Genomic DNA, 3,145 nt, shown 5'->3' on the forward strand with positions numbered 1-3,145 from the left:
CCGGTCAGCGATCCGTATTCTCCGACGACGATCTCCGATGGCGCGGAAGCCTTCGGACTGCAGGACGTCAAAGCCAGCGCTCCAAGCATAATCAGGACGTATCGATGGGCCTTATGCATCATTGTGATTCCTCTCAAAAGGGAGACTTTACAGGGAATTCCAGAGACGGGCAATATGGAACACACGCCCGATCGTGCGAAATGCAGCGATCCCAACTAAAAGTTTGGGGACAGAGAGGAAATTCAGGGGATCAGTCCCATCCGATACCACGACGGATGGCTCTATCTCTGAAAGCGTCGCGGACGGCTTCGGATTTCTCGATAACCGAGCCAGCGACTGCAACTTAATGGTACAACTTTGCGAAAACGTTCGGCAGGTCTCCAAAGACCAGTGCAGGGAGTGCCATCAGGAAAAACAGCGCGACATCCACCAGCAGGATACTGATGCAAATGAATCCAAGTGGGAATCGGATTAACCTTAATCGATTTTCCATTGAAGAGAAGGAATTCTGGAAAATGTTGAAAGCCCGGAGTTCGCAGTAAAAGGAAATCAAAGAGAGCAAGGTCAGCGACCATCCTGTGGTTGGCCCGCAGGGCCCAAAGTTTGCAAAGGCAAGCGCCGGTAGCGCAATGACTACGGGCACCAGCATCAGGCAAAATGCTTTCAGCAGGCCCCTGGATCGCGCATCCATGACACGAAGTTTATCACGCAAGTTTTTCACCCTCCCGCGCCTTCCAGCGCTCGTGCGAATCGAATCGAATGATGGCCAGACCGCGAATCGACCGGCCTGCTGCATTGCGCGCCGAATGCACTGCGGCGAACGGCTACATCAATGGCTCCAATCGGACAAACTCCAATGACACCGGAAAGTCGCGCGCAATCCGGAAATGATTTCCGTGTTTTCAACGATCCCCTGTCTCGATCGAGGGGATGAATTCCCATTCCAGCTCCGGCATGCCGAAGTTCAGGATCAGTCCGTACGGATGCCCCGAAGCGTGAAGATAGGATCGCAATTGTGCGACGTGCGCGCCAACAATCCCACGGTTTGCTTTCAATTCCACAATGACTGTGGCATTCACAACAAGATCCAGCCGGTGCGTACCGACAAGCTGAGCGCCATACCAGATCTTGATCTGCTTTTCCCGTTCGATGGGAAGCCCGCGGCTTTTCAATTCGGAAACCAGCGCACGGCTGTAAATGCTTTCCAGAAACCCCGGGCCGAGCGTACGATGCACGGTTCGTGCCGCTTCGACAATTCTGTAAGCCGGATTCTCACCGTCCTCCACATGTCCTCCACACCGGGCTATCGCATTCGTGGTACCTTGTTTGGCTTATGACGATGTTATCGGATTCTCCCGACCTGTACTTTGCTTTCCCCGATGGTGTTCTGCATCACGCGTGTCCGGAATGCACCGCTTTGTGCTGCCGCGGACAGGGCTTTGCGGGAAGCGCGAAACGCGAAATGAATTTCATCTTCAAGAATTATCCCCAGTTCGGCGGCATGGTTCAGGAACGTGAAGGCGATGTGGTGACCTGCGCCACACCCATGGGCCGCTGCTTTTTTCTCCGCGACGACAATTTGTGCCAGATCGAAGTGACGCATGGCAGAGCGAAGAAACCCGGAGTCTGCCTGCTGTTTCCGTTCAATGATTTCTACCGGATCGGAAAAGCACTCGCGGTGGCGCCGCATTTCATGTGTCCGATACGATTGAATCTGCCCGCGGCGCCCGGCCGCGTGGAAGGCACTCACGCCATGATCGAAAAGACCATCCGCGAGACCGGGCTGCTGGCGAATGAATCCGTCAAGGCCTTTGTCGGCGATGCCGTGATTGCCCCGGGACCGACGGCGAACGCGGTGCTGGCTCGAGAAGTGGCGTTCCGGGATTTGTGCGGCGTTGCGCTGGGAAATCATCGATTCCGCGATGTGCTCGAGGCCGCGTCGGACAACAAACGCGAACTTCGCGATTATAAGAAACGCGTGGCGCAGCTGATGGGATGGACATCGTCCCATATGCCGGCCGAACGGGATCACATCGACGACATTCTACTGGCGACGGCGTCTTCGCATCGGCTGTCGTTGCTGCATCACTCGCCTGAAGGCGTGTTGCGTTTCCTGTCTCTGGCGGAAATGCTCGTGCGGCGTGTTTTCGCAGTCGGCCAGGCGCCTCCCGCACTTCAGGCGGTTTGCAGCGTGATCGAAGATATGCGGCCGGGAATCCGGCTGCTGGCGTGGGCGGACGAATCGCCGGCGATGAAGAATACGCCTCTGAAGAGTCCGAAGTTCGGAGATCCGAACATGGTGTACGCAGGAAATATCTTCCTGAACAACATGCCGCGGCGCGGCGTGCTTAAGTCGCTGGAAAAGGCATTCAATATGTCGATTCCTCCGGCGGACCGCAATGCACTAGTGCACCAGATTGCCGGAGTTGTCGATCCTGCGCTCAAGCAACGGCAGCCGGTAACCGTCTAGCTTCCAAGTCTGCTGTAGGGGCGGTCTATGACCGCCCGCTATTTGCACAGTACCGCAAATTCTGGATGGTGCATGGTCATAGACCGCGCCTACAATCCCGCCTTACGGATTTCTGCAATGCGGGGAGCGCGGCTCTTCGGGCTGTCCAAACTGAAGGATTGCGCATCGCCGAGATCGTCACGCACATATTCTTCCATGCGGCGAACTGCCGCAATCAATGCCTTGTAATTGAGTGGGTTTCGACATCAAACTCCCAGGCTCCAATCCACTTCCCGCGATCGAGAATCGCATGGCTCGGAAAATCCGATCGCAAATGCGCATGGATGGAGTCCAGGCTGCTGACCACGGCGCATTGCGGTTTCCCGGCGGCTTGAATTTCCGGAAGGCGTCCAGATCTTTTTCCAGCAGAAGACGATCGCTGCCGTCTCCAATCGGCGCCAATCCCAAAGGCTGCAACGCGGCCTTGCCCGTCTTCACACCCAGACCCGCGAACCATTGAAACTCCGCCATCGTCGCCGGCCCGGCCCATGAAAAATACCGTTCGGTCAGATGCGTAGAAGCTTCTTCGATCGAAACGTTATAACGTAACAGTGGATTGGGCCGCCACAACGCATACTTATAGCGCTGCTGGTCCAACCTGCCGTCGATGGGAACCGCCGGATCTCTCCCAGACTC

4 protein-coding genes are annotated in these 3,145 nt (G+C 56.2%); 2 read left to right on the top strand and 2 right to left on the bottom strand.

Annotated features, from left to right (window positions below):
- Positions 1–759 precede the first annotated feature (759 nt).
- Positions 760–891, top strand: a complete 132-nt coding sequence (locus tag VGK48_00790) for a hypothetical protein (GenBank protein ID HEY2379690.1) — start codon at positions 760–762, stop codon at positions 889–891.
- A gap of 11 nt (positions 892–902) precedes the next feature.
- Here VGK48_00790 and VGK48_00795 read toward each other — a convergent pair whose 3' ends face one another.
- Positions 903–1,286 carry a GxxExxY protein gene (locus tag VGK48_00795; protein HEY2379691.1) on the bottom strand — a complete coding sequence of 128 codons (384 nt, stop codon included), beginning with the start codon at positions 1,284–1,286 and terminating at the stop codon, positions 903–905.
- A gap of 47 nt (positions 1,287–1,333) precedes the next feature.
- Here VGK48_00795 and VGK48_00800 point away from each other — a divergent pair, with 47 nt between their 5' ends.
- On the top strand, positions 1,334–2,470 hold the full coding sequence (locus tag VGK48_00800; protein ID HEY2379692.1) for a hypothetical protein: 1,137 nt from the start codon (positions 1,334–1,336) through the stop codon (positions 2,468–2,470).
- A gap of 177 nt (positions 2,471–2,647) precedes the next feature.
- Here the strand turns inward: VGK48_00800 and VGK48_00805 are convergent.
- Positions 2,648–3,145 (bottom strand): hypothetical protein (locus VGK48_00805; GenBank protein ID HEY2379693.1); only part of this gene is annotated, 498 nt, incomplete at its 5' end.

It is taken from the genome of Terriglobia bacterium, assembly GCA_036496425.1.
Taxonomy (GTDB): Bacteria; Acidobacteriota; Terriglobia; order 20CM-2-55-15; family 20CM-2-55-15; genus 20CM-2-55-15.